The 26,670-nt window shown below is 37.3% G+C and carries 26 protein-coding genes; 6 read left to right on the forward strand and 20 right to left on the reverse strand.

Annotated elements, in window-relative coordinates; translation table 11 throughout:
* Nucleotides 1-7: 7 nt before the first annotated feature.
* From ACNSTQ_RS16930 to ACNSTQ_RS16940, 3 genes are all read right to left on the reverse strand, one after another.
* A complete protein-coding gene (locus ACNSTQ_RS16930; RefSeq protein WP_418201001.1) occupies nucleotides 8-778 on the reverse strand; it encodes a cyclase family protein in 771 nt (256 codons plus the stop codon).
* A 125-nt stretch (nucleotides 779-903) separates the two neighbouring features.
* On the reverse strand, nucleotides 904-1,710 hold the full coding sequence (locus tag ACNSTQ_RS16935) for a TrmB family transcriptional regulator (RefSeq protein WP_418201002.1): 807 nt from the start codon (nucleotides 1,708-1,710) through the stop codon (nucleotides 904-906).
* A gap of 103 nt (nucleotides 1,711-1,813) precedes the next feature.
* Nucleotides 1,814-2,074, reverse strand: a complete 261-nt coding sequence (locus tag ACNSTQ_RS16940) for a hypothetical protein (protein WP_418201003.1) — start codon at nucleotides 2,072-2,074, stop codon at nucleotides 1,814-1,816.
* 215 nt (nucleotides 2,075-2,289) lie between these two features.
* On the opposite strand from ACNSTQ_RS16940, the gene ACNSTQ_RS16945 reads away from it, so the two are divergent.
* Nucleotides 2,290-2,787, forward strand: a complete 498-nt coding sequence (locus tag ACNSTQ_RS16945) for a hypothetical protein (protein ID WP_418201004.1) — start codon at nucleotides 2,290-2,292, stop codon at nucleotides 2,785-2,787.
* A 102-nt stretch (nucleotides 2,788-2,889) separates the two neighbouring features.
* On the opposite strand, the gene ACNSTQ_RS16950 is transcribed toward ACNSTQ_RS16945, so the two are convergent.
* The 7 genes from ACNSTQ_RS16950 to ACNSTQ_RS16980 all read right to left on the reverse strand — a co-directional run bounded on the left by ACNSTQ_RS16950 (nucleotide 2,890) and on the right by ACNSTQ_RS16980 (nucleotide 9,062).
* The gene (locus ACNSTQ_RS16950) at nucleotides 2,890-3,681 is read right to left on the reverse strand and encodes a DUF4367 domain-containing protein (protein WP_418201005.1); all 792 of its coding nucleotides are present in this window, start codon (nucleotides 3,679-3,681) and stop codon (nucleotides 2,890-2,892) included.
* The gene (locus ACNSTQ_RS16955; protein ID WP_418201006.1) at nucleotides 3,659-4,237 is read right to left on the reverse strand and encodes an RNA polymerase sigma factor; all 579 of its coding nucleotides are present in this window, start codon (nucleotides 4,235-4,237) and stop codon (nucleotides 3,659-3,661) included. The genes ACNSTQ_RS16950 and ACNSTQ_RS16955 overlap by 23 nt, the downstream gene beginning before the upstream one ends.
* A 291-nt stretch (nucleotides 4,238-4,528) precedes the next feature.
* Nucleotides 4,529-5,548, reverse strand: a complete 1,020-nt coding sequence (locus ACNSTQ_RS16960; RefSeq protein ID WP_418201007.1) for a potassium channel family protein — start codon at nucleotides 5,546-5,548, stop codon at nucleotides 4,529-4,531.
* 94 nt (nucleotides 5,549-5,642) lie between these two features.
* Nucleotides 5,643-6,887, reverse strand: coding sequence for a glutathionylspermidine synthase family protein (locus tag ACNSTQ_RS16965; RefSeq protein WP_418201008.1), 1,245 nt, complete (start codon nucleotides 6,885-6,887; stop codon nucleotides 5,643-5,645).
* Nucleotides 6,888-6,899: 12 nt separating this feature from the next.
* The gene (locus ACNSTQ_RS16970; protein ID WP_418201009.1) at nucleotides 6,900-7,316 is read right to left on the reverse strand and encodes a DUF350 domain-containing protein; all 417 of its coding nucleotides are present in this window, start codon (nucleotides 7,314-7,316) and stop codon (nucleotides 6,900-6,902) included.
* Complete coding sequence (locus ACNSTQ_RS16975) at nucleotides 7,313-8,557, reverse strand: glutathionylspermidine synthase family protein (RefSeq protein WP_418201010.1); 1,245 nt, start codon at nucleotides 8,555-8,557, stop codon at nucleotides 7,313-7,315. Before ACNSTQ_RS16975 ends, ACNSTQ_RS16970 begins: the two co-directional genes overlap by 4 nt.
* Entirely contained in the window at nucleotides 8,550-9,062 is a 513-nt protein-coding gene (locus ACNSTQ_RS16980; RefSeq protein ID WP_418201011.1) for a hypothetical protein, read from the reverse strand. The genes ACNSTQ_RS16975 and ACNSTQ_RS16980 overlap by 8 nt, the downstream gene beginning before the upstream one ends.
* Nucleotides 9,063-9,364: 302 nt before the next feature.
* Between ACNSTQ_RS16980 and ACNSTQ_RS16985 the strand changes: the two genes are divergently transcribed.
* The gene (locus ACNSTQ_RS16985; RefSeq protein WP_418201012.1) at nucleotides 9,365-9,520 is read left to right on the forward strand and encodes an aspartyl-phosphate phosphatase Spo0E family protein; all 156 of its coding nucleotides are present in this window, start codon (nucleotides 9,365-9,367) and stop codon (nucleotides 9,518-9,520) included.
* Between the two features lie 58 nt (nucleotides 9,521-9,578).
* Here the strand turns inward: ACNSTQ_RS16985 and ACNSTQ_RS16990 are convergent, their stop codons facing one another.
* Both ACNSTQ_RS16990 and ACNSTQ_RS16995 read right to left on the reverse strand, forming a co-directional pair.
* The gene (locus ACNSTQ_RS16990; protein WP_418201013.1) at nucleotides 9,579-10,121 is read right to left on the reverse strand and encodes a DUF6933 domain-containing protein; all 543 of its coding nucleotides are present in this window, start codon (nucleotides 10,119-10,121) and stop codon (nucleotides 9,579-9,581) included.
* Between the two features lie 71 nt (nucleotides 10,122-10,192).
* The gene (locus ACNSTQ_RS16995) at nucleotides 10,193-12,589 is read right to left on the reverse strand and encodes a S8 family peptidase (RefSeq protein ID WP_418201014.1); all 2,397 of its coding nucleotides are present in this window, start codon (nucleotides 12,587-12,589) and stop codon (nucleotides 10,193-10,195) included.
* 462 nt (nucleotides 12,590-13,051) lie between these two features.
* Between ACNSTQ_RS16995 and ACNSTQ_RS17000 the strand changes: the two genes are divergently transcribed.
* On the forward strand, nucleotides 13,052-14,485 hold the full coding sequence (locus tag ACNSTQ_RS17000) for a carbon starvation protein A (protein WP_418201015.1): 1,434 nt from the start codon (nucleotides 13,052-13,054) through the stop codon (nucleotides 14,483-14,485).
* A gap of 393 nt (nucleotides 14,486-14,878) precedes the next feature.
* Here the strand turns inward: ACNSTQ_RS17000 and ACNSTQ_RS17005 are convergent, their stop codons facing one another.
* The 4 genes from ACNSTQ_RS17005 to dacB form a co-directional block, all read right to left on the reverse strand.
* Entirely contained in the window at nucleotides 14,879-16,300 is a 1,422-nt protein-coding gene (locus ACNSTQ_RS17005; protein ID WP_418201016.1) for a hypothetical protein, read from the reverse strand.
* A 701-nt stretch (nucleotides 16,301-17,001) separates the two neighbouring features.
* Nucleotides 17,002-18,186 (reverse strand): diguanylate cyclase domain-containing protein, encoded by a 1,185-nt coding sequence (locus ACNSTQ_RS17010; protein ID WP_418201017.1) that lies wholly within the window; start codon nucleotides 18,184-18,186, stop codon nucleotides 17,002-17,004.
* Between the two features lie 220 nt (nucleotides 18,187-18,406).
* Entirely contained in the window at nucleotides 18,407-19,120 is a 714-nt protein-coding gene (locus ACNSTQ_RS17015; protein WP_418201018.1) for a DsbA family oxidoreductase, read from the reverse strand.
* A 79-nt stretch (nucleotides 19,121-19,199) separates the two neighbouring features.
* Nucleotides 19,200-20,678 carry a D-alanyl-D-alanine carboxypeptidase/D-alanyl-D-alanine-endopeptidase gene (gene dacB, locus ACNSTQ_RS17020; protein ID WP_418201019.1) on the reverse strand — a complete coding sequence of 493 codons (1,479 nt, stop codon included), beginning with the start codon at nucleotides 20,676-20,678 and terminating at the stop codon, nucleotides 19,200-19,202.
* A gap of 189 nt (nucleotides 20,679-20,867) precedes the next feature.
* Here dacB and ACNSTQ_RS17025 point away from each other — a divergent pair, with 189 nt between their 5' ends.
* Both ACNSTQ_RS17025 and ACNSTQ_RS17030 read left to right on the forward strand, forming a co-directional pair.
* Complete coding sequence (locus ACNSTQ_RS17025; RefSeq protein WP_418201020.1) at nucleotides 20,868-21,140, forward strand: DUF1292 domain-containing protein; 273 nt, start codon at nucleotides 20,868-20,870, stop codon at nucleotides 21,138-21,140.
* A 205-nt stretch (nucleotides 21,141-21,345) separates the two neighbouring features.
* On the forward strand, nucleotides 21,346-22,215 hold the full coding sequence (locus ACNSTQ_RS17030) for a VanW family protein (RefSeq protein WP_418201021.1): 870 nt from the start codon (nucleotides 21,346-21,348) through the stop codon (nucleotides 22,213-22,215).
* A gap of 61 nt (nucleotides 22,216-22,276) precedes the next feature.
* On the opposite strand, the gene ACNSTQ_RS17035 is transcribed toward ACNSTQ_RS17030, so the two are convergent.
* The 3 genes from ACNSTQ_RS17035 to ACNSTQ_RS17045 all read right to left on the reverse strand — a co-directional run bounded on the left by ACNSTQ_RS17035 (nucleotide 22,277) and on the right by ACNSTQ_RS17045 (nucleotide 24,904).
* Entirely contained in the window at nucleotides 22,277-23,107 is an 831-nt protein-coding gene (locus ACNSTQ_RS17035) for a 1,4-dihydroxy-6-naphthoate synthase (protein WP_418201022.1), read from the reverse strand.
* Nucleotides 23,104-23,796: a futalosine hydrolase gene (locus ACNSTQ_RS17040; RefSeq protein ID WP_418201023.1), complete on the reverse strand. Its 693-nt coding sequence runs from the start codon at nucleotides 23,794-23,796 to the stop codon at nucleotides 23,104-23,106. The genes ACNSTQ_RS17035 and ACNSTQ_RS17040 overlap by 4 nt, the downstream gene beginning before the upstream one ends.
* 157 nt (nucleotides 23,797-23,953) lie before the next feature.
* Nucleotides 23,954-24,904, reverse strand: coding sequence for a DMT family transporter (locus ACNSTQ_RS17045; protein ID WP_418201024.1), 951 nt, complete (start codon nucleotides 24,902-24,904; stop codon nucleotides 23,954-23,956).
* Between the two features lie 175 nt (nucleotides 24,905-25,079).
* Here ACNSTQ_RS17045 and ACNSTQ_RS17050 point away from each other — a divergent pair, with 175 nt between their 5' ends.
* Nucleotides 25,080-25,247: a hypothetical protein gene (locus ACNSTQ_RS17050; protein WP_418201025.1), complete on the forward strand. Its 168-nt coding sequence runs from the start codon at nucleotides 25,080-25,082 to the stop codon at nucleotides 25,245-25,247.
* Between the two features lie 105 nt (nucleotides 25,248-25,352).
* On the opposite strand, the gene ACNSTQ_RS17055 is transcribed toward ACNSTQ_RS17050, so the two are convergent.
* Nucleotides 25,353-26,579: a SulP family inorganic anion transporter gene (locus ACNSTQ_RS17055; protein ID WP_418201026.1), complete on the reverse strand. Its 1,227-nt coding sequence runs from the start codon at nucleotides 26,577-26,579 to the stop codon at nucleotides 25,353-25,355.
* Nucleotides 26,580-26,670: the final 91 nt, after the last annotated feature.

Consider the following 26,670-nt stretch of genomic DNA (forward strand, 5'->3'; position numbering starts at 1 on the left):
TCCCTTCTTAATCAAAAATTGCTACTGGTCTCGCCCAACCTCCGCTTGCGCCTTTAATTTTTACTGGAAAGACAGCCACTTTAAATCCAAAACGTTGTGGTAATTGATCTAAATTAGCTAGTTTCTCAATTTGACAGTATTCTTGTTCCTTACCTGCAAAATGAGCTGCCCAAAGTACTCCTTCTCTAGGATTTTGGAGATAATCCTTAGCTTGTAAATACAACGGGATATCCCACCCCCATCCATCTGTACCCATGACTTTAATACCTTTACTCATCAACCACTTGGTTGCATCCGCTGATACTCCTGCATGGACACTTGCATAGTTTTCTTGATAGTATTTTTTATCTGCATCTGTCCGAATAAGTACGATATCATATGGTTTTAATTCATAATTCATTTCCTTTAACTGACTCTCTAAATCCTCTATTTGAATTTCATAGCCTTCTGCCTTCATGCTAAAATCAAACAATACTCCATTACCGTAAAACCATTCTAAAGGCAGTTCATCTATCGTTCTTGATCGTTCTCCATTCGTTTTTGAAGCATAATGCCAAGGCGCATCGACATGAGTCCCTGTATGTGTAGATAATGTAATTGTTTCAACTGCCCATGCCTCGCCGTCAGGAAAATCTTCTGCCTTTAGCCCAAGTAGCTGCGCTGCCTGTTCGGCTCCTTCCTTATGTTCAGAATAAGAGATTTGCGGTGGAAACGGCTCCTTCGCTTCACTATCCAAGGGTACACTGAGATCAATAATTCTCAACTGATTTCTGTTCATATCTTCCTCCTTAAGTTTATTTTTTGAATAGAGCTTAATAGAAAGCGCTTACATTTTTCTTGCAAAGAAATTAAGTTGATACGTTTTCCTATACTTAAACTTAATCACCTCCTTTAAGATTAATGCTAAAAGTCATCTATTAACTTTTCTAGTTGTTCCCCGTATAATTTCTTTAAATCCTGATCAAAATCATTCATTATTCTATTCACATAAATATCATGTCTAATATAATTTCGTGTTGTCTTAACCATTGACTGATGACTAGATACAACTCCACTAGACTTCGCTGACTTAGCCTCCAAGACAATTACTTTTTTATCATCAAGAACAATACTTAATTCTCCGAAATGACGGTCATCAACTTTTGTACTTGGATAATGAAAAAAGTGACTCCAAGGAATTGGGGTTGTGGTTTGATCGAATATCATAGTGACAACTTTTACCCCACGTTTCTGTGCAGCTGCTAAGTGAGATATAAGCGCATCAAATTCTTTTGCCCAGCAACTCATTATGATTTCCTGACTCGACTGGTCAATTTCATTTTTAATTACTTCAATCGAAGTTTCATATCCTTCCATATGAAACAATTCGCTCCATTCTTCGTCACTGCTATTCGAAATCTGTTCCAAGGATGTGTGAAGTAAATTTAAATTCTCAGTAAACTCTTTTTCAAATGATGTTAACAAATCTTCATAAGGTAACGGACTATAACGCTTACTTGTTGATTTATCTCCACTTTTTACTAGGAAGACATAGCCTTTTTCTTGCATTTTCCTTAATGTTTCGTATACTTTGGGTCCTGGTACCCCAGAAGATTTAGCTATCATATTCCCATTAGCGGGGTAACTTTTTAACAAGGATAGGTAAACCTTTGCTTCATATTCAGTAAAACCATTGTTCTTTAATGAGTTTATAATATTCTGATTTTTCATAATATTCACCTGAATTGTATTTTACTACTAGGGTAGTATGATGTCAATAATATATTAGAAAAAATATCCTCTTTTAACCTCAACATAAAATTTTCATTATAATTTAACTACTTAATATATCAACCTTTCTTAGCAATCTCTGTTCACCTTCAATTTTTCCACCATCATTATAAACCGTACCATCAATTGAATTATATATACTGACTGTTGAATGTTTTCTTAGGTACAGATCACCTGTCAGTTCAGCGTACAAAAATAGCTTTGCCCCACTTAGTACCTGAATGTCACCCTTTACTTTCCCTTTAATGATCGTATCTACTTCAATGATTGCATCACTTAAGTTATTACCGATAATAAGTTTCAATATCACCATCTCCTTTAATCAAACAAACATTAACTCTATTAGAATTAATCGCTGAAGCCTCTCTTTTGTTACACAAAATTTAAAATTTTTTATTACGCTCAGCAATCAATTATCTGTTTTCTTCCAAAATAAAATATAATTTAGAAATTTTCGTAACAAGTTTACGTTTTAAAAGATTAATAGAATTGAATAAATTAATAAGGAGGAATTATTTCATGTTTCTAATTCAAAGAACGAGCTTTTTGTTTTGTTTATTTTCTCTAGCTGTTTTCACCTGGACTACAAGTACATTTGCGGTTGAAGAACAGTTGGAGCCTGGTGCTTTAACTCCCCCACCGCCAATTGAACTTGATGAAGATATTGGGGACTTCAATATAATGTATAGTTCTTTATCTTCTCTCATTAGTAATGCATTTAGCAGTATTTCAAGAAATAATAATACGGTTAGGGTTTCGGGGGATACGTATACGACCAGGACGGTAGATGAATTACGACTTACTCTTGATATTCAACGGTGGGATGGCTCTAAGTGGAATACGATAGGTTCAAGAGGACCCTTTATCGATTATAATTGGTATTTCACTTCTGCCTCACAGAGTTATACAGTCACAAAAGGTTATTATTACCGTGCACGTACTGTACACTATATTCGGTCCGGCAGATCTACCGAACAAGTCACACGTTACAGTAGACATATATTAGTTCCGCTATAAAAGATGAACTAGATGCCAAAAGAAGAAAAGAGCAAAACAAAGCCCAGCCTACGACCTTAGACGGTATCGGCAGGGCTTTAACTATTTAATAGCAATCCAACACTACTTTAACTGTTTGGCAAAATCCATCGCTTCCTCTTCTGACAACGCTCCAAAAATCGTAATATAATTATCCCCTGAGATATACTCTAAATTAATAATGTTATTGGACACGACTACGGTTGCTGGGACATGTCCGATCATCACTTTTCTCACTTCAGCCTGATCTAGATTATATTCAATACTTCTACTAAAGTGTTCAGGTATTTTTTCTTGCAAAATAGAAAACCAAACTTCCCCATTGGAATAAGCTAATTCTACCTTCTCAACACCAATCTCTTGAGAAGTCGTCCATACTCTTACTTTTTCTAGCTCATATGATCCAAACAACTTATCTTCTACGGGAAAGAAAGCATCAAAATTAACCCTCTCTTTAGCTTCGTCTAACTCAACTTCTTTTATTTGGGATTCCGTTACAATGGCTTCTCGTTCATTTTCATCCAGCAAAAACGCTTCACCTGGGGCTGGAGTTAGTGCTGCTCCTTCTTCCGTTTGGTCAGTTTGTACGACGAATTGAACGACATTGTCTTTCCATTGATTGACGACATGAACGACACTTGAGAAAGCGGAAGATCCAGTTGGGCTCGCTAAAAATACAACCAATAAAAGGCTAGCGGCTAATAAACCGCTGTATTTTTTCAGACTATTTTTTTTCATTTGAACTTGCTGTTCTTTCTCTAGTTCAAGTTGAATACGGTTCCATGTTTCTTCTTTATCGGGTAGAGGAATGTTCGTATCATTGAATGCCTTATTTGCTGCATTTTTAATAGCTTTATCCCATTTTGGATTGTTCATCATGATCCCCCTCGGTTTTCATACGTTTTTGAATAAAGTTTCTTACTCGAAAAGTTCGTTGCCTGACTGTATTTTCCTGAAGGTTAAGACGTTCTGAAATCTCTTTATAAGACAGATCATGGACATACCGTAGTAAAAAAATGACCCTTGAAACCTCTGGCAGATCACAGATGATCTTTTGTATTTTTTCTATCGTTAAACGATTCATGATCTCCGCTTCAATTGAAGAATACTCTTCACTTAATTCAATCTCCTCTTTAAGCATTTCGTTACGCTTGCTAACGTTTTTTAAGTATTTTAATGCTTCATTTCTAGCAATCGTAACTAACCATGCCTCAAAACTAGCATTTTCTTTTTCTTCATAAGTAGATATGTATTTAAATGCACGGATAAATGTTTCTTGAACAATATCTTTGGCAATATTTTCGTCCGCACAATATCGATAAGCCGTACGATAAATACAAGGATAATATTGATTATAAATGACTTTTTGAGTCGATAAATCCATCGTATGATTTGCTTTTTTATTAAAAAAAGATAAAATGAACTTTTTCATAATTTCTCCCATCTTAGAAATCGTAACTCTATTTTCTACTAGCTATAACAATTGTACCAAATTATGTATTTATTGTTATGTATTTTCATATTTTCTTAACTACTAACTATTCAAGTGTGATGATATTAAAATAAGTCTTTATTAAAGAGTCTATTAAAAAATCAAATCATGATCGTACAAAAAAATTCTCGACCTAAAAAGGAAAATCGAGAACTTTTCGTATGATTTCTTTCTGAACATTTATAGAGCAAGCCTAGGGAGAAACGACTGAAGCGACATTCTAAGAACTCTTTAATCATCTAACAACGCCTCGTATGTTTCTTTGTTACAAATGATATATAACACCGCTTCGTCTGGAATTTCCTCTTGTAATCTTCTATTAATATTGAGTTGATCCCGGTCAGCAATCAATGTTGCTCCTTTTGAAAGTAACTCCTGAAACGCATCATTATACGTCACCCAATGTTCCTTTTTCGTAACCTTATACAAATCTTCACCGTGCTGCCTACTGATTAACTGTGAATAAACTTTACTTACACCTTTATACATCGCTGATCGAACCGCTAAACTAGATATCGTTTCTTGCGATAATATAAACTCATCCACTCGTACATGCGAGAAGTTGGAAATATGTTTTTCCGTTAACACTTCAACTGTAGTATGTACATCTGGTGCTAATCGATCAACAGTAATGGCAACTAAGAGCGTTTTCGCATCTTTTAAAGAACCGTCTTGAATCGTATCATCTGCAAACACAATAACCGCACGAGCTTTTTCGATATTTGCTTTTTCATACGTTTCTTCCTCGGTCGGATCTCCTTGAATATAATGAATTCGGTTATTCGAAACATCGATTGGTGCTTGTGTAAGAGTATCAATAATAATAACTTCTACCTGTTGATCCGAGTCGAGAATTTCTTTAACGGCAAAGTCCGTTTTCTTTCCCCAACCAATAATGATAACGTGGTTTTCTTTGATATAGCTCAACTTCCCTTCCTCCCTTTTCCTTCTGAAGATGGTGAATGAGTCAACAATTTTCCCAATCACAACCCCTAGCAATCCAATACCAAATAAATACATAAAGACAGCAAACATTTTGCCAGCCATTGTAACGGGAGAGTAATCTCCGTATCCAACCGTAGAAAAAGTCGTCATGACAAAATAAAACGTATTTAAAACACTTTCAAATGTATCCGGTTCCAACAGATACATAATAATGGTGCACATCATAATGAAAACCAGTGACGTAATAAATAACGTTAAATTCCTCATTTTTATTAAGCCAAGACTTATTTTTAGAAAAAAATGCAACTAAATCCCCCCTTTCGTTTCCATAAAATAGATAAACCAATGAAAACGGGAAGCTAATCCTTCCCGTTAATTGAATAAGATTTAGAAGTTCACATCAAACAGTTGTGTATGGCACAAACATCGATAAGTTACCTGTTATTAACCCGCCAACTCTGAAGAACAACCCACTCGGTTCACCGTTCATAACATGAGAACCAATTAATAACTTTCCGGTATAAGGGCCATCCCACGTATCAATGGTTTGATCAGGCATCTGGAAATATTGCTGATAAACCGCTTGTTGATCTTGATAGTAGTCAACATCCTCATCGAGAATTCTCCCGTTCGAAACAACACGGATGCCTCCACCTTCTCGACCTAATACCGGTTTTTTAACAAAAGTATCCCTTAACGGATCAGCAGAAAAATACGTAGGTAAAAAGTATTTTTCAATTGCCGCCTGTTCCATTCTCGTATACCACTCTTCTTTTTTGGCGGTAATGAGTGCTAGTATCGCTTTTGATTGCATAAGTAGTGCAGCAGGCGGATTAATAACCTTCAATTTATTATTGATAATATGAACTAAAAATTGTTCACCAATTGGTTCACCCGTACCACTTTGCTCTTCTAAAAAGTATTCTAAGGGATATAGACGATATAAAAATTCAATCGATTCGCCATCAGGCGTTTTCACACCCTCTTTATCTACTACAATCTGTTCAAGTGGAACATATTTCGCTTGCTGCGGAAACAATTCCATTAAATACTTCACAGTTTGTTTATCTTCATCGTGCCAATCCGCACACGTAAAATAGAGCGTGTCGCTACTACGAATATCATAATCTCGAATGATTTGCTCCCACGTACTTTTCACTTTTTGGTTGATGTGTGCGTTTGGGTTTTTACTCTTATGCTCATTACATAGAACTTCTTGTGCGATAGCTGACTCTACTATGCCTACGGGAGTATCTGTATTAGCTTCAATTATTTTTAACCCACTAGATGACGCAATAAAATCATATCTCGTAAAGTAAGAAAATTTTGTCTTGCCCAGCTTCTGAAACAAGTCCCACAGCATAATTGGCAAACCTAACTCATGAATCGTATGTGGATTTTTTACAATTTGCTCGTACGTTTTCGAAAAGATATCATGGGCTGCTCGGGACGCATTTTCAATTTCGCGAACCATCATTTCTGGAACAAGTAATAAAGAATCGCTCATATATTGATTGTCTTCATAATTTTCATATAAACTTGCCCATGTAAAGCCTTTTTCCGCTACTTTCTTTTCTACCGCTTCCCAGGATTTTAAATACGTTTCCGGGTGAAACGGCTTTGTTAATGATTGGTATGGAAGCATTGAGGACCTCCTTTAATAACTAATAGCTGCAGCAACAATCATACCGACTAGAATAGAAACACCACCTAAGAAAAGACCAACAGCAACGTTTCCTTTTTCCACTTCTTTCGCCAAATTCGTATTTCGAGTAAAAACATACTCAATGACTATGTGAAGCACGATTTGCACAATAATAGCAATAATGGCCCAAATCGCTAAATCCACTAGATTGATCGAGCTCCGGATCGCCGACTGAAGGACAACGACAAGCCCCGCCATCTTACCTAATAGTTTAAGAGAAACCGCTATATTCCCTTCTTTAATAAGTGCTCGTTCAGAGTATGGGGTAATTAATTTAAAAATATAAGTACCAATCAAAAATAATACTAATGACGCTCCTAAGTAGATTAAAAAGTGATCAAAAGTTTGTAAATAATAGGTTAAATTCATTCACTTTCTCCTTTCACACCACAAGGTAAAAAATATGATAAGTTATTTGTAATTTTATCGCCTGCTCGAAGGCCAAACGCACTGGGTTTTTCATTGATGATAAAACTACCGATTAATAAATGAGCGTTTTTAGCTCCCTCTTCTGTCTGGATCGTCGTTGCCGGAAGATCAACATATTTTTGGAACACTTTTACATATTGATCATACGTTTTTTGTTTCGGAGCATAAATTGTATTACGTTTTTGTCGTACTTCTACCGTATCACCTTCACGTCCAAAGGCTGGTTTTGACACATAAGTCTCCCCAGTTTCGATAAAAGGATCTTCGTCTAAATAAGTAGGTAAAAAGTAGCTTTCAATAATAGCGTGTTCTTCTTCACTAAAAAATGGATGGCGTTGTTCACACATCCCCCAAATAACTGCCATGACGGCTTTGCTCTGCATCAAAAAAGCTGACACTGGATTTAACATCCCGACTTTTTTCTGCTCGACTAATTTCATAAATTCAATACCAATCGGAAAATCGTCACTCGTCTTATCTTCTAATAGTGCTTCTAAAGGATATGTATGGCGATAGACGATATCAATTTTCTTTCCATTTGGATCAAATACACCCTGTCCTTCTACTACTTGCAGATCTCCCAGGGGAATAAATGCAGTACCTTTAATTTGGGAAACAGCCATCAAATAGTTCATCGTTTCACGGTCTTCAATGTCGTCTTCATGAGCTGTAAACACAACATACGGATGCCCTTTGACACCGATTGATTGTGCACAATGAAAGATACTATTTCGAATTGATTTTCCTAAATAAGCTTCCTCATTCTGATTGGGATTACTTACACCGAACCGTTCGCATACGAGCCCGTTCACTTCAAACAATTCACGAATAAAAGTAGGCGTATCAGAATTAAATTCAATAAGCTTTAATCCTTCGTATGTTTTTACAAAATCAAAGCGACCAATCACTGTTTCATACGGAATTTGTCCGATCCGCAAAAAAGGTAACGCTTTTTTGGGAAACCCTAACTCTAATAAAGTCTCATCAGGTGCATTTTTTAAAAGTAGATTTAGTTTTTTATAGATTGAATACGCATCATTCGTTGCTCGCCTTACTTCATCCGCTTCAACTGGTGCAATGAAATGACAATCGTACAAAGCGTATTCCGTTCCATATAACCGATCCCAAAACATTGGAATTTGCTTGTAAAAGGCATTTCGTTCACTGTATTGTTTATCCACCAAAACTACCACCACTACCCATACCAGATCTTGAATTCGTCACTTGCCCTGAATTTGTGCTCCGATTCGTTTGTTGACCTGTTGTTGTTTGATTGTTTTGATTAACCCTTTGTTGATTCGTTGTTGTTCCAGTTGGTTCCTGACGTCTTTGCGTATTATTTACATTTGAATGATTTGAACTACTTCTTCCGATCGCTTGCCCAGCCATAAATGCTGCAATTGTCGGAAACCAACTTCCTCCTGAATAATAGTGCCCGTAATTCTCTGATCCCTCCTGAACACATTGATAGACTTCACCTTCAGCATCCCACGTCCAAGTATCACAATCTGCTTCATCTGGAGATGGCGGGGGCCCAGGATTTACAGCCTGATTATGAGTATGAGACTGTTCTGGAACTGAAAATAATTCCTCTTGAGAATTTGTCGAACAGCCCGCTAAACCGAAAAGAGCGACACTTGTTCCAACAATGCCCTTAAGAAGTTTATCCGTTTTTGGTTTTTTCATGATTTACACCTCCCGTACATAGTTACGAAACACTTTAAGAAAAGTTTCAAGACCATTAAATTTTACCAGTAGTACAACATTTGAGCAAAAATGGTTTTATAAATAAATCAGTTTTAGAAACCTTAATCAAAACTAGTGATATATATACTTTTTTTAAGTCATTTAATGCGGAAAATTGTAGAAAAGTTTTTTAAAATATTTTTATTTCTAATAGGATTTTAGTATTCATTTATCGAAATATTTATTAAATTTTTAATTTTAGAGAAAAAGAAAAAATAGAATGTGGGGGGGCCTACGAAGAAATGCCTACAAGTCTAATGCAAACGATTGAGCTTAAACGAAATGAATTAGTAAATTACGGAAAAAAATATGGATTATCCTCTGATATCACCATTAAAAGCAGTCAAGAACTCGATCAGCTATTAAACACATTGGAGAAAACCAAAAATTATCATTAATACAGGCAACTCCCCTTCTTTAAAAAGGTGGAGTTGCTTTTTTATTATTTCGGGAAAGTTACAAGTGTTGTAATTCATCCTTCATCGTTTCTCCAGAATAGGATTTTGGAAGCCTCAGCATAACAAAACGATTAAGGTCTCGATTGATGTCGTCAATGTTGATTTCCTTTCCTTCGTGTTCTCGGATTTCCATCCAGTATTTAAAGACACTAATCATTTCATTTATCTGACTAATAATGGTTCGCTCACTCGTTTTCGTATAAGTAACCGACTGGAAATTTTTCATGTATTTATGTACGGTAAGTTCGTCAATCCCATCAGCTATCATATTACGCTTCATTTCTTCCATAACGATTTGATCAAGCTGCTTGAAATCACTAGCTTTTAAACCAAACAATAGAAAGTTATAACGAGAAACGTTGTTCATCACTAACACACATTTCTTTCTCTTGTAAAGAAACAGATGTGCATGCCATGAATATAGCGGTTCGTTGGTTAGGTCGGTTAAATCCGACATCGGAACCTTAAGAGTCTCTTGTAATTTTTTCGTACATTGGATGGTGAGCAAATCTATCACCTCTGTTATTATTTGTGTCCTCATTATAGCAAAGTTATTGAAAGGAAAAAACGATCCCCATAGATGAACTGTAAGGATCGTTTTAGTTGAATAGTTTAGTTTTTAGTTACTAGATATGCTTTGTACTCCGTAACACCTGCTTTTTCCACGTAGACTCCTAGGACCCATTGACCCTTTGGTAGATTAATACCATTTTGCACTGTCCCATCCCAGTTGAATTCATGAATTGGGGCTGAAGCGTTTTCAAATGAGCCAATTGTATCTACAAAACCACCAATTGTACCGTCAGCGTTGTATACATATATATCATACTCAATTACTTCCGCACCGCCTGGTAAGTAAGAGCCAACATAATAAGAACCGTCAGCCTCTTTACCCATGAAAGCTCCAGTTACACGAGGATAATCTGGCTCTTCGACAAATAGAATGGTAGGAACCTTAATAGTTTTTGTGCCATCACTTACTTTAATTGTTCCTTCATAATAACCAGGCTTTAACTTAGACGTATCCACTTGAACGTTAAAGTTCACTTGTTGTCTTTTACCAGGTTGTACATTTAAATTGTTACTCGTCATTACTTTAATGCCGTCTGGGTTGCCAGTAAATTCAACTTCAAAGCTATAACGCTTTCTTTCCTTTGATAGATTTTGAATTTCAAAGCTTTGACGCTCTACTTGTCTACCAGTGTCTTTCACGAATTTCCCGAAAGAGTGGCTTCCAGGAGCGACTAGAGTCTTAGTATTTATTGCATCTAGCACTCGGATGCTTCCTGCACCTTGTGAGTTGTGTGCATAACTTTTCCCTGTAGTTGGATCAATCATATCTTCTGCAGTGTTCATTAACGCAGCTTTTACTTGATCAACACCCCATGTAGGATGTGCCTCTAAAATTAATGCCGCAGCACCTGCTACGTGTGGTGCCGACATTGATGTTCCTTGTAATGCAGCATAACTCTCACCAGGGAACGTACTAACAATGTTTACTCCAGGGGCTGACACATCTGGCTTAATCATCCAAGTGGATGTTACTGGACCACGAGATGAGAAGTTAGCCATTGTTTCTCCAACTTCACCGGCAGCTGCAATATCAAACAAAACTGTTACATCGTCCACTTTTGCTAATAGGGCTTGTCCATCCGCTTGGTTTAGCATAATAGTCGGTACAGCCATTCCAGGAATTAATGGCATCGAGCCTGCCACATTATTATATAGCACAGCACCAACCGCGCCTGCTTTTTTCGCTTCCGAAGCTTTATCTACGAAAGCAATATTAGCTCCACGACTAATTAAGGCTATCTTCCCTTCCAATTCTTTCCCATCAAAATCCGCTGGAGCACCATAACCCACGTCTACTAACTCAAAGTCTTGACCGTTAAGTGCTAATAAGGCTTCTTCTGTAGGATAACCTTGTACTGCTGATGAAGTATAGCTCACACCGTCAGAAGATGTAGTTTTTGCAGTAAAAACTTTATAAGGTAATTGTGTTGCCCCTACAGAAATCGCATCACGAGAAGTTCCAGGAGAACCAACTGTCCAGTTGTCCGGACCGCTGTTTCCATTTGATGTTACAGCCACAACCCCTTCAGCCATCGCCCAGTCTAATGCGATCGAAGTTGCCCAGTCTGGGTTGTTTAAAGTATTACCTAATGATAGATTCATAATGTCAGCACCGTCTTTAACCGCTAATTCAATACCTGCAACAACGTCTTCTGTTGTACCACCGTCAGGACCTAATACACGGTAAGCTAAAAGATTTGCTTCAGGCGCAACTCCTTTAATTCCACCGTTAGCTGCAACTGTACCAGCTACATGTGTCCCATGATACTGCCCTGGACCTTCTTGCGGGTCATCATTATTATCTACAAAATCATAACCTTTATAGTCACCAAAGGCATGCGCTAAGTCTGGATGAGTGTAATCCACACCTGTATCAATAATTGCTACTGTAATACCTTTACCTGTAAAACCAGCGTCCCAAGCAAGATCAGATCCAATAAATGGAGCACTTTCCATCATGTGCGGACTAAATGCTTCCGGGTCAATAGGAGTTGCTTCATCAATAGATGTTACATTAAACTCCACATTCGGATACACTGCCTTAACACCTGGTGTTGTTAATAATTGTGGGATTTCGTTTGCAGGAAGTTCTACTGAAAATCCTGAGAATACGTGGTCATACTCACGGTTAACTTCTGCGTTAGAAACCTTATTCTTGAGTTCAGAAATGACTTTTCCTCTTTCGGTCGCTAACTTTTGCTTGGTTTGTTTTTTTCCTTTATGTTTAGCTTCAACGATCGACTCTTCTTTTAGTTCAACGATGACCGTTGTAGGAGCTTTCGAAGCCATTTCAATATCGCCAAATATTTCAGCGATTTTTAGTTCCTTAGCTTGCTGCTTACTACTAGTGTTTGCTAAGGCACTCATACTAAATGACGATAAAATGAGTGCTAATGTCAATAACCATAAGACAGATTTAGATATTCTCTTGTGCATTATTTGTAAACATCCTCTCTATTGTTATTTAAAGCCCAAAATTTCTATCCGACCTCCTCCCTACAAAAGAATATTACGAAAATTTCGAACATTTTAATAATTACTCTATAAAACTACCATTTCCCTTTCATGCAAAGGTCCTCTTCTTTCGACGAAGTTCGTCGTAGGAATATTAGTATTTATTTACTATTGTTTTGATATTTTCAAACATTTTTATCATACTTTTTACACTTTTACATACTTTTTTAGAATGACGAATTTAATTTACTGGGTAAAAAGTAATGTTTATTAAATAAGTAGAGCCATGTTCTTTTGAATACTCTCTCAGTTTATTAAGATACTGAAATGACCATAAATAAAAAATAATATAATTTTTCTAAATATTATTTACACTCCTTCAATACTTTAGTAAAATAACGTAATAAAATTATATATACATAGTAATATAAGGAGATTAGACACATGATCACGTTTTTAGCATCTATCGTACTACTTATTTTAGGTTACATTTTCTATTCTAAAATGGTTGAAAAAGTATTTGGTATCGACGACAATAGGAAAACTCCTGCTTACACGAAACAGGATGGCCTCGACTTTATGCCAATGAGTTGGGCTAAAGGAAGTTTAATTCAACTATTGAACATTGCAGGTTTAGGTCCAATCTTTGGAGCTATAATGGGAGCTCTTTATGGACCTGTTGCATTTATTTGGATCGTGGTTGGTGCTATTTTTGCCGGTGCCGTTCACGATTATTTTGCAGGGATGATGTCTGTTCGACATGGCGGGGACCAATATCCTTCCATTGTTGGTCGCTATTTAGGGACAACTGCAAAAACAATTATCAACATCATTTCAATTATATTAATGATCTTAGTAGCGGCTGCCTTTACAGCAGGTCCTGCTCAATTATTGTCTTCTGTAACACCGCTTAGTTTTACGGTCGCTATTTTCATAATCTTTGGTTATTTTTTAGTAGCTGCCTTACTACCTATCAACAAGATTATCGGAAGAATTTATCCCATTTTTGGTGCTGTTTTAATTTTTATGGCTTTAGCTATTGGGATTGGTCTCTTATTTCAAGACCAACCGATCCCTAACCTGACCTTTCAAAATTTACATCCACAGGAGTTGCCGATTTGGCCTCTCATTATGATTACCATTTCGTGTGGAGCGATTTCCGGTTTCCATTCGACGCAAAGTCCGATCGTCGCTAGAACGATGAAAAAAGAAAGTGATGGACGAAAAGTGTTTTATGGGGCAATGATTGTTGAAGCTATAATAGCTATGATTTGGGCTGCAGCAGCGATGACCTTCTTTGGTAATACAGGTGGACTACAAGCAATGCTTGCCGAAGGTGGTCCTGCCGGTGTTGTCGATCACATCTCTAAGTCAATGCTTGGAACTTTAGGAGGAATCCTTGCGATTATTGGGGTAATCATTCTTCCTGTTACAACTGGGGATACGGCACTGCGATCTTCACGAATGATGCTCGTTGATTTGCTTCGTAATTTCTGGAAGCTCGACGCAAAGTGGAAACAATCACTGTTGGCGATCCCAGTAATTATCCCTACTTTCTATTTAACACAAATTGATTACTCCTTCTTATGGAGGTATGTAGGATGGACGAACCAGGTCGTAGCTACAGTCATGTTATGGACAGCAGCTATTTATCTCTTGCAACAAAGGAAATTCCACTGGATTTGCTCTATTCCAGCGTTATTTATGACAGGTGTCGTCGGGACATACATCTTCTACGCACCAGAAGGATTTAGTCTTCCTTATTCTGTTTCTGTCGGCATTGGTCTTGTTGTTACCACAAACGTTGCCATTTGGTTCATTTTCCAAATGAGAAAAACCAAGCTTGCAGAACTTGATCAAAAATCAAATGTGGCTTAGAGCTTTTACAGCGAAGGTCTTCCTGGTTGCATAAAAAACACTAAACGCTAGGATTTTCAATTCCTAGCGTTTTTCTTAATTAATCTATCCTATTTGCAAATATATTAACGTAAGAAGAAATCAAATAGTGTTAATGCAACCACAAATCCGCCTACAAAAACCACATAAAATAAGATAATAAAAAGCACCCAATTTTCGCTAAATAATTTCTTTAAGTTCATCGTCCTCACCATTTGATTTGTATTTATTACATATCGTTCCAAATTGATGGTCTGGCCATACTTAAATTTCAATTCCTTTTTAAAAGTCGTTGCTAGGTAGAACCCATTTTATATACTTCTTTCCAAAAAAACAAAGGCTGGCATTACGCCAACCTTGTTGTTAAATAATTTTTTAAAAGAATATTAACCCAAAAATTGTTGAAATGATCAACCCGATCACGACAGGTATAAAACTCTTCCGGACCAGTTCCATAACTGGTACTTTTGCAAAGCCAGCAACGGCTACAAGTGAAGACCACGCAATTAATGTTCCACCGCCGACCCAGATAGACCCCATTTGTCCGATCGAAGCTAAAGTTGCCGCATCTACTCCAACAGTCGGACTTAATGCTCCTGACAACGCCCCAACTAAAGGAAGTCCTGAAAACCCAGAACCGTCTAAACCTGTTATCATTCCGATCATGAGAATACCGAACCCTGCAACAAATGCACTTTCAGGAATGAGTTGCTGACCAGCTTGCACAAGGTCAAATAAAAACGATGGCGAACTTTCCACACCTAGAATTTTCGCTGACAATTCTCCGCTCCCGATGAAGAAAAAGCCTGCAATCGGTATAACCGGTCCCATCGCTTTAAAGGCAAATAAAAATCCTTTGACAATATTGTCACTGACATTTCCAAGTGCTTGCTTCACATTTTTAAAGAATGTTGCGGCTATTAATAGAACAGCAGCCGTACCACCAATCAACGCTGCTCCCGAGCCACCTTCAATGGAAGGAATAATGCTCGAAAATTTTGCCAAAACCATGTAGATAATAATGATGAGAAACGAAACAGGAACGAGCACTGCAAATAATACGCTAGATTTACCTTTCTTCTGCTTTACCGTCTCTTTTACCTCATCTTCTACCGTTGAGTTAATGGCTTCCCAACTGATTAGATGTTTATCAGACGGACGTGAAATAGACTTTCTTAAAAATAAATACGCAAGCGTAATCGCAACAACCCCTGTAACAATTGATAATAGAAAAGCTTTGTCGGCGACTGCACTTACCTCTACTCCAGCAGCCGTTGCACTTAACATCGGGGCAATCTGGATAACATAGTCAGAGGATAAAGCCATGCCTTGACCAGCTAAAGATATCGCGATCGCCGCACCAATTGGCGGTAATCCTGCTCGAATAGCTACAGGAATGAGTAATGCGCCAACTAACGGTACAGCAGGCGTTGGCCAGAAGAATAAGGAAATCGAATAGGTCACGAATACTAAGATCCAAAACGAGATATGCCCATTTTTCATAACACGTTGAAAAGGGGTTATCATTTGTTGGTCAGCACCGATAGACTTGAGTGAGTGGAGAAGTGCTGTCATAATCGCGATGATTAGAAAAATATTAAAGAGCTCTCCAGCGGCAGTTAAACTAGCATTGAAGATTGATTGTAACCCACTAACAAATGAACCTGTATAGATCCAACCCACTAAAAAGGTTACAACGATCGCAGGAACAACCACATTTTGTCTAAACAACATCGTTAAGATAATAACCGTTGTGCCAAAAAGATACATCCAATGAGCAGCTGTTAATTCTACCATAAACATTTTACTCCCTTCTAGGTGTTTTAGCTGCAACTGCTTGTATAAAGAATGCATGTTTAATTATTAGAATAATATATGAAATTTCACTGCTATTGGATACACGTGGAGGTTTGTATTATGAAAGTATTTTATTTCTTGCATGAAACATTATTTTCTACCCTATGTTTGCTAGATTACTAGTTTTACTAGAGATTATTTTATTAATAGAAATTTATCTGCCACCTGCCACCTGCGAGCACAAATAACTGTTAGATTGTTACATACACCTAGTGCTTACTCTAGTTCTTATCATTCTGGCTCTTTAGTTTGCTCTCTCCTAATTTTCCCCTCTATCGCTCACTATTCTGGCTCTTTCGTTTACGTTTTCACTTAATTTTTCCCTCTATCGCTCTCCATTCTAGCTCTTTCGTTTACTCTTTCTACTAATTTTCCCCTACCGCTTACGATTCTGCGCTTTTCAATCACACTTTCTCCTAATTTTTCCCTCTACCGCTCACGTTTCCGCTCTTTTCGTTCACGCTTTTCCCTAATTTTTTCCTCTACCGCTCACGTTTCCGCTCTTTTCGTTCACGCTTTTCCCTAATTTTTCCCTCTAGCGTCCACTGTTACTCTAAAAAAAGAAAGGGACTTATCCTTTAGGATAAGTCCCTTCTATACCTTCACATCTCTGTTGAAAAAGCAACCCTTAAACCCCATTCTTAGCGAATGTAAGTTTCTTTTATTTTAGAGACAGACTCTATAAACTTTTCAAAGATGCCCACCTTTTTAGAGTGATAATCTTCTAGTTCTGAAGTAAAGAATTGATATGTTCCTTTACCCTTTTCTTTTGCATGATACATTGCCTTATCAGCATTTTGAATTAGTGTCTCTAAATCTTCACCATCATCGGGCAAAATACTAATCCCTATACTTGGTGTCACTTTTGCTTCATTCTCATTTATCGTGTACGGAGCTGAAACAACTGACAAAATTCGCTCTGCAATGCCAATAATTTCATCTTTACTCGTCTCCTCAAAGACAATCATAAATTCATCTCCACCGAGACGTCCCGTTAAATCCTCTTCTCTTACACAACTGTTAAGTCTGTTAGCCACTTCTTTTAATAAGATGTCTCCACCTTCATGTCCTAATGTGTCATTCACCTTTTTAAAACCATCTAAATCAATAAACATAATGCTTAAGCTGTGCTGGTGACGTTTTGATCTCGCCATTGCTTTCCGCAAGTGTTTATGAATTAACTTTCGGTTCGGTAAATCGGTTAAATCATCGTAATAAGCCATTTGCCTCAAATATTCTTCTAATTGTTTACGCTTCGTAATATCTGAAATCATACCATCTACACGAATGATGTTTTCCGGACCATCAAACAGCGGGGTGGTTGATACTTCAAGCCAGCGCTTTTCATTGTATTTATCGGTAACAATAAGCTGGTTTCTCATTTTTCGGTTCACAAACAGTTGATCTCTAAATGAAGTCGTGCCTTCCTCCAATGGTTTTAAAACGGTTTCTATTAACCTTACATTCTGATGATAGTCTTCTTGATCATAAGAGAAAAGATTTTCAATTGCTTTCGTAATAAAGATCTTATTTTCCTTTACATTATAAGAGAAAAAAGTTTCATTAAAGCTGTTCAACAGATCATGAAGGTGTTCATTTTCCTGTAATAAAACCTGATAGTTTTTTTCGAGTTCACTTTTGTCTAATTCAACCTTTGCCTTTTCTTTTTGCATGCGATTGTATTGCCTACATAACCAAAGCATTGGTACCAGTAGAACAACGAATAGTAGAACATCATTAGCGACCTGGAACACGTAATGGGCAACTAAAAAAAGTACCATACAAAAAAGGGTGTATATAGTAAATATCTTACTTACATTATTCAAAAAACCACTCCAACTTTTTAAGTCATTCAAATGAAGTTACAATTATACCTAGCAAAATCCCTGAAGGTATTTTTTGTAAGAATATAACACTTTAAAATAAGTAGAATTCATAACTGTCCTCAATTATAGCAAAGTTTGTAGAATTAGAAATGATTTTGTCGAATCAAATTAATTTTCCCAGTAAAAAACCCAACTCACAATGTGAATTAGGTTACAATGTTTAGTAGTCACAGCGATCATCGGTACATGTCGCACCTTGATCCCCTGCTGATGTAAGAGGTTTTAACGGAGATTTTTCATTCTCTTCCTCCCATACTTTTTGTAAAGCATTTAGGAACGTTTCCATTGGTTGTGCACCGGAAATGGCATATTTATCATTAATCACGAAAAACGGGACTCCTTGGACACCAATATCTTTCGCCTTCGCTTCATCCGCTCGTACTTCCTCTTCAAAGGCATTACTGTTTAATACCTCTTTTGCTTCATTTGCATCTAGACCTGCATTGATTGCCAGCTCTTTTAAAGTTTCATGATCACCGATATGCTTCGCCTCAATAAAATAAGCTTTTAATAAATCTTCAGCCACTTCTTTGTCCTTACCTTTTGACTCCGCAAACTTAGCAAGGCGATGTGCATCTAAAGTATTCGTTCGAATCATTTGATCAAAATCAAAGTCAAGTCCAACCGTCTTTGCTTGTGCAGCAACACCATCCGTCATTTTTTTAGCTTCTTCAACCGACATGCCATACTTTTTAGATAAAATTTCATACATCGATTCGTTCGTATCGTGACTAGCGTGTGGGTCTAGTTCATAACTCTTAAACTTTACCTCGACCTCGTCTCGATGAGAAAAATTCTCCAAAGCACTTTCTAAGCGCCGTTTTCCAATATAACAAAACGGACATACATAGTCTGACCAAACTTCAATTTTCATTAAAAACCACCTCATTTTTTCTTTTACAAAGAGAATATCACATCTTGGAAAGCAAGACTGAGCAATATGCTCACCGATTTTAAAAGTTTGCTAATATCATTAAAATTTGATCTTCTAAGTTCTTGCCTGATTTATTATCAAGCATGTTATTGGTGAGTATTGAAAAAATGAACGTTTCCCCGTTTGCCGAGTTCACATAACCTGAAATGGTACTCACTGTTGTTAATGTTCCTGTCTTTGCCCTAATCCGATCTTGTGTGTTCTGCATGCGATTTTTTAATGTCCCGCCGATCATTTTGTCCGAAGCCCCGGCAATAGGAAGCGACTGATAAAAAGTAGAGAACCATTCTTCGTTCTGTATAGTAAATAATAATTTCGACAGTTCATTGGCTGGAATTAAGTTCGTATGAGAGATGCCAGATCCATCTCTTAATAAAATAGACTCCATATTCAAACCATAACGTCTAAGTATTTGCTCAGTAACTTCAAGACCACTCTCCCAAGCCCCTTCACCGTTCACAACCTTACCTATTTCTTTTACGAGCATTTCACCGTGCCCATTATTACTCAATTTCATAAAAGGAATAAGGATATCAGCTAATGGCATTGAAGTGTGTTCACTCAAAACCGCTGCGTTTTCTGGAGTAACATCGGTTGATACATTGCCTAACAAATAAATGCCCTGATCCTTTAATGATTGTCTAAAAAGATGTAGGGCAAAATCAGTTGGTTCCCATACTGCAATCGTTTCTTCAAAGTCTGTTATATGTTTCGGTAAAGTTCCTTCAATTAATACTTGATTCGTACCGTGTTTCCGTACAATACTTAGTTCTTCTTTCTCATCTTCGGAAACCGTTTTTGTGAGATTGACAATTTCCAAATAGGTGTTGGACGGTTGCATAATCACTTGAGCAGATTCACCAACTTCTTCACTGGGGACAATTTTAAGCATAACTGTACCTACATCATAATCTTCATATGCAGCTACTGTTAATGCTGAAATCGCAGATCCGTACCCCATCGTCTCATCACTCCATGGTAAATCAATCGAATAACGTACATCGTCATACCACGTGTCATCTCCAATTAGATTACCTCGAATTGCTTTTATACCTTGCTTCTTAAGCGTTTTTACCATTTCATCAATATCAGACTTGAGAAGCGTCGGATCACCTTTTCCTTTTACATACAAATTCCCGTGCAGTATTCCCCATTTCAACTTTCCATCGGTTAATAATTCTGTTTGAAAACAATACTCTTTCCCCAATGTTGACAATGCAGCAACGGCCGTTAGTATTTTCATATTAGAAGCAGGCTTTAAGCGAACATTTCCATTATAGTCATAGAGTAATTCTCCTGTGGTCGCCGACCGAACACTGATTGAAACTAAGGAGTCTTCTAAATGAGACTGTTCTTGAAGGACCTGATCTATCTTCTTACTTATTATGTGATGATCGATAATCGCTTCAACCACAGGGCTTCCATGTAAATAGAAATAGAATAACAATACAAAAAAACAAATAAATTGAATTTTAAACATCCTATATATTGATTTCAAGCTCAATCACCTCTATATATCACGTCACTTAGCTATAACCGTACATCGTAATGAATGATAAGAGTAATCTGTTTTTGTATTTTTTCTTAATACCTGAAATTCATGTAAATATGAATAACCTTCTTAAGTAAAAATAATTACGATCGTTGAAGGGCATATTACGTCTGAATAATGAAGTGAGGTGATTGTGTGGAACCGAATGAATTACGTGATCATATTACCGTAGAAGATGAACATGGAAATGAAATGGATTATGCGGTAGAAGCATTGTTTGATATGGACGAACACTCTTATGCGCTTCTTTCTTCAGATGATGAAACCGTATTAATGCGTGTTGAGGATGATGAAGGAGAGCAGCAGTTAGTCGGTATCTCCGACCCTGAAGAGCGGGATGCTATTCTAAGTGCCTACGAAATTGCAGTAGAAGCCAACCCTGCTGAGGACGAGAATGATTTTTATTAAAATTAGCATGGTAAGTTGATGAACTCTAGCGATTGGTTCCATTCAAGTCGTTGGAGTTCTTTTGATTTTTTTTACTGATACTATTAGCCTTAACGTGACAACTAGCACACACACTAATTTTTTACCACCTTAAACAATCCCAATTTTTGTATTTCATGAAAAATTATCTTACAACTCAAACTAGTTGTAGGAGGGATCTTTGCTGATGAATTATACTTTTATTACTTTTATCTTAATTTTTATGCATATAATAAACGTACATAGTAATTTAACCATTACGTTAGAAGGAGAAACACTGGCCACGGTGAACCGGTCTGATTTTACAACACATGTTTTCGAAGGGTTACTAGTGGATGAAGAAAAACTGGAAACCTTCATTGATAAAATTGAACAGCAGGTAACGAAAGAACCAGTCGATGCTGCCATCGATCCCCACGGTAGATTAGTTCCAGAACAATACGGGTACGCGTTAGATCGCAAACGATTCTCGGAAGCTTTTTACGCTTACTTTTTTAATAATTCTTCTGATGAAATTGAAGTTCCACGATTCATTACTTACCCTCGCGTTGACAGCGAACTACTTTTATCGCTTCGCAACAAACAGGTTGGACAATATGTCACATATTTTAATAAATTTAACAAACAACGAGCTCACAATATCTCTTTAGCTATAGATGCGATTAATAACTACGTTGTTTTTCCTGGAGAAACCTTTTCATTTAACCAAGTAGTTGGCAATCGTACCGTTGAAAAAGGGTATTTACCCGCCCCCATTATTGTTAGAGGCGAGTTGACAGATGGAATTGGCGGTGGAATTTGCCAAGTGTCCTCTACCCTTTTTAATGCCGTTGATAAAGTTGGTGTAGAAATCGTCCAGCGCTATTCCCATAGTCGGCGTGTTCGATATGTCCCTCCTGGCCGTGATGCAACTGTCAGTTGGTATGGACCTGATTTTAAATTTAAAAATAACTACACTCAACCATTACTCATCCAAGCACGTTTATATGGCGGATCAGTAATTATTCGAATTTTTTCATCGGAAACATTTGTTAAACCGCAAAAGAAAACATCATAAATATTATAAATATCTTTAATGATCTACATTGTGTAATGCTCTATCTTTTTTTAAAGTTTTATTATAAACGCAATGCATTCAGGTCAAACTTCGGGACTAAGCCTTCATCTGCCGCTCGGCCGAGGAGCGAAAAGACGGCTTCGTAGCCTTCATCACCTAAATTTCTAGTGAATTCATTCACATACAAATTGATATGGGCTTGGGCAACGTCCATTGACATTTCTTGTGCATGACATAATATATAATCTTCTGACGCTTTTGGATTTGCCCATGCATAGTCAACTGATGAACGTATCCAATCTGTTATAGCCGGAAGATCAAGTGAACGTCGAGCTATGATTGCCCCTAACGGAATTGGTAAATTCGTATCTGCTTCCCACCAACTCCCTAAATCTTGTAACATGTTTAATTGATACGTTTGATATGTAAACCTTGCCTCATGAATGACTAGCCCAGCATCTATTTTCCCGTCACGAACCGCTGGCATAATTTCATGAAAAGGCATAACTACAATCTCTACTCCTCTAGGAATGTTTTGTGCTGCCCAGAGCCGAAATAATAAATAAGCGGTTGAACGTTCACTCGGTACCGCTACACGACGACCAGTTAACTCTGCCGCCTCTTTAATCTCACCTTTCGTCAGCACTAACGGTCCACACCCTCTGCCTAATGCGCCGCCACATGGCAACAAAGCATATTCTGATAATACCCAAGGCAATGCGGCATATGAAATTTTAAGAACATCTAGATTATTTGGTTTCGTTGCCAAGTTATTTGTTATGTCAATATCTGCGAAGGTGACATCAAGCTTAGGTGCACTAGGGATTAACCCATGTGCCCATGCATGGAAAACAAATGTATCATTTGGACAAGGAGAATACGCTATTTTCATGCTAAAACCTCCTGTAAAATGGTGCTTGCTTCTTGTAAAGTTTGTAATGCTTCTTTTATCCGCCAGGCATCTCGATCTCTTGGCCCGACTGCATTTGAGATTGTACGAATTTCAAGAATCGGAATACCAAATTGCCCGGCAGCTGTTGCCACTCCGAAACCTTCCATTGCTTCCGCCTTACCACTAGGTACTCGTCGCAGCATTTCTTCGGTAGTTTCAGCCGTCCCTGTCACTGTCGAAACCGTTATAATCGGACCAGTTGTCACCGTTTGACCTGCGTTTGAAAATGTCTTTGAAACAACTTCAACAAGATTTTTATCTGCTTCAATTCGAGACGAACCAAACCCGAGCTCATCGATACTCACGAAACCCTCTGATGTTTCTGTGCCAAAATCAGCTGCAACGATTTCATTTGCGATGACGATTGATCCCACTTCTGCTTGTCCAACAAATCCACCCGCAATTCCTGCATTGATGACTAAGTCATAAGTGTTAGTTGCTAATACTCTAGCTGTTGCAGCTGCTGCTGCTGCTATGCCGACTCCTGAAACGACCACATCGATAGAGCTCGTCGGTTTCAGTCCGCGCAATATCGCTTCTTTTTCCGCTTCAACTGAAGTAATGATAAGAATTTTTCTATTATTGATCTTCTCTTTATGTTGGTTTTCGTTTGACGTATTTTGATTCAATGGAAATACTCCTTTAGGGTAAAAACTTTTAAATTATGTATGTCGTAAAAATGGTACTACGTTATTTTACCATAAAAAATAACTTGACTCAGCAGTCCACTCTTACATCGCGCCCAAATAATATTGAAAAGAAAAACACCTCAAGAGAGATGTTTCTTCACCAATTCGCCTTAGCTCGGTCAAATTGATTATTTGTCGTTTTGGCTTTCCGTTTTGTTTGCGATAGGATAACGATCGTTGCCATAATACAAAATGCTCCAATCCATTCTGAGAGGCCAAACGCAACATTTAACCATATGACAGCTAAAATCGCGGCTGATAATGGTTCAGCACACGCTAATAAACTTGTTTCTGTTGCTTTTAAATACTTCAAACTTTCTAGATAACTATAAAAAGCAATTAAAGTACCAAAAATGATAACAAATAACACGGCTAGTATAGATACTAAAGAGATTGAACCAACCACTTGCCAAGGGGGATGAATAAAGCTCATGACAACTCCACCCACTACCATTCCCCAGCCAACAACAACTGCTGAACCGTATTCTTTCAATAGCTGAATGGGCTGCAACGTATAAAAAGCTAGCGAAAGTGCTGATGCGATCCCCCAAAACAGCGCCCACCCTGAAATGGATAATGTTTGAAAATCTCCATGAGTGACGAGTAAAAAGGTACCTGAAAGTGCAAGAAAGATCGCAATCACTTGACTCCGAGTAGGTAGTGCTTTTGATTTGATTGCTATGTATACCGTAATAAAAACAGGCCCTAAATATTGAAGTAATGTTGCTGTAGCGGCATTACTAGCTTCTATTGCAGCAAAGTATGTGTATTGAACTCCTAGCATTCCAACAATACCAAAGTAAATCATTGCAAATCGATGCTTTTGTACCTTCCAGATTTTCCAGACATTCGGATTACGGTTCCAGACACATATAAGCAATAATAAAAGACCTGCTATAAGTAAACGAATAACAACTAACCATTCAGCACTAAAGCCCTTTTCTTGAAATAAGAATTGAGCAACCGTACCTGAAACTCCCCATAAGATAGCACCTAATAAAACAAGCCCAATTCCCAGTAAACGTAACTTTTTGTTTGTATTTTGCAAGCTACATTTTCCTTTCACAATATAATAAAAAACTCTCTCTGCGTTTGTATATTCATGCATTAAACCTTAATATATTTCTAATACTAAAACAATGAAACTTGATTGAATAATAACAGATATTGGTGAGAAAGTTAATGACATATTACAATAATTAATTAAACTTAGGAGGAATCCCATGACAAACGAACGTAAACAACCTATGGAATATGATCGATACACTGCAGCAGATCTGAGCCCTGAATTATTAAACCGTGTTATCGAACTAGAGAAAGATTTGCAAGCTGAAGCACATAAAGACGTCATCCTTATCGCCTATGAGGAAAGTGATCACAACGCAACCTAATATGTAAAAGTAAATAAAAAGAATTAAAGAAGTACTATAAAAAAAGAGGTGCCAGGCACCAATTATACACAAAGGTGTATAACGGTGCCTGGCACCTTTAGTTCACTAAAGCGAAATACGTGAGTTACGCAGCTGCAATAGTACCCCAAGTGTTATCCCGCATACAATCCCCCACTCTGGACCGTATAATAATGTCATGAACAATGTCGTCAATAATAAAATGCAATCACTTTTACTAGATTTACAAGTTAACCATAATACTTTTATGTTAATTATTTTAATAATTGCCACGATAATAATCGCTGCTAAAGTAGGTTTTGGTAAAAAATAAAATAATGGCGTAAATAACATAAGCGTCAAAAATATACATATCGTTGTAATCAAACTAGCAACTTTTGTTTTTGCACCAGAATCATAATTTACTGCGGAACGTGAAATGCCTCCTGCTACTGGCATACTCGAGAAAAATGCACCGACTGTGTTAGCTAATCCCAAACTAGTTAGTTCCTGATTTACCCCTAGCTTATACCTTTCTTTTTCCGCAATCACTTTTGCGACCGCAATGGATTCAATGTACCCGATAAAAGCAATAATAATAGCAGTAGGGAAAATCGCCATTAATACCTCAGCATTAAACATTGGTAAAGTAAAAGTTGGAAACCCTTGTGGGAGCTGCCCTATGATCGGCACCCCAAAATGATCTAAGCGAAAAAATGATACACTGACAGTTAAAATAATAACGACAAACAGCGGTGTTGGTAATCTTTTACTGATAGAATTAATCGTTAAGATGAGAAGTATACTAATGAGCCCAATTAAAAACGTTGCCATATGTATACTTTCCAAGTTTGCAAATAACGTTATAGAAGTATGAATAACAGATGTAGAGTGTCCTAGTGAAAAACCAATTAAATTTTCAATTTGACTAACTGCTATGATAATCGCACATGCCGAGGTAAAGCCCTTGATGACACTATAAGGAATCCATTCCAACAATGTACCGAATTTCATTGCAGAAAAAAACACTTGTAGTACGCCTACTAAAAAAGTGACTGTTATTACTAGACTAAAATAATCATCTGTTCCAGGTATCGCAATCGCTGATACACCTGAAAAGATTAACAAAGATACGACAGCAACCGGACCTACCGACAAGTGTGGTGAGGTGCCAAATAATAAATAGATCAAAACTGGGATTGTAGCTGAATATAATCCTACAACAGGAGGAACACCAGCTAGAATAGCATAAGCAATCGCTTGCGGGATGATCAATATTGCAACGATGACTCCAGCGACGATATCATGATGAAAACTGTTTTTCCAGTAAGACAAAGATTGGATCTCCTCCTCTCCTACCACTTCTCCCGTTCTATATTTTTATGGGACAGACATAAGTTATTCATATGATAGGCAAGCCGCAATC

The organism is Alkalihalobacterium sp. APHAB7, assembly GCF_048323755.1.
Lineage (GTDB): Bacteria > Bacillota > Bacilli > Bacillales > Bacillaceae_F > Alkalihalobacterium.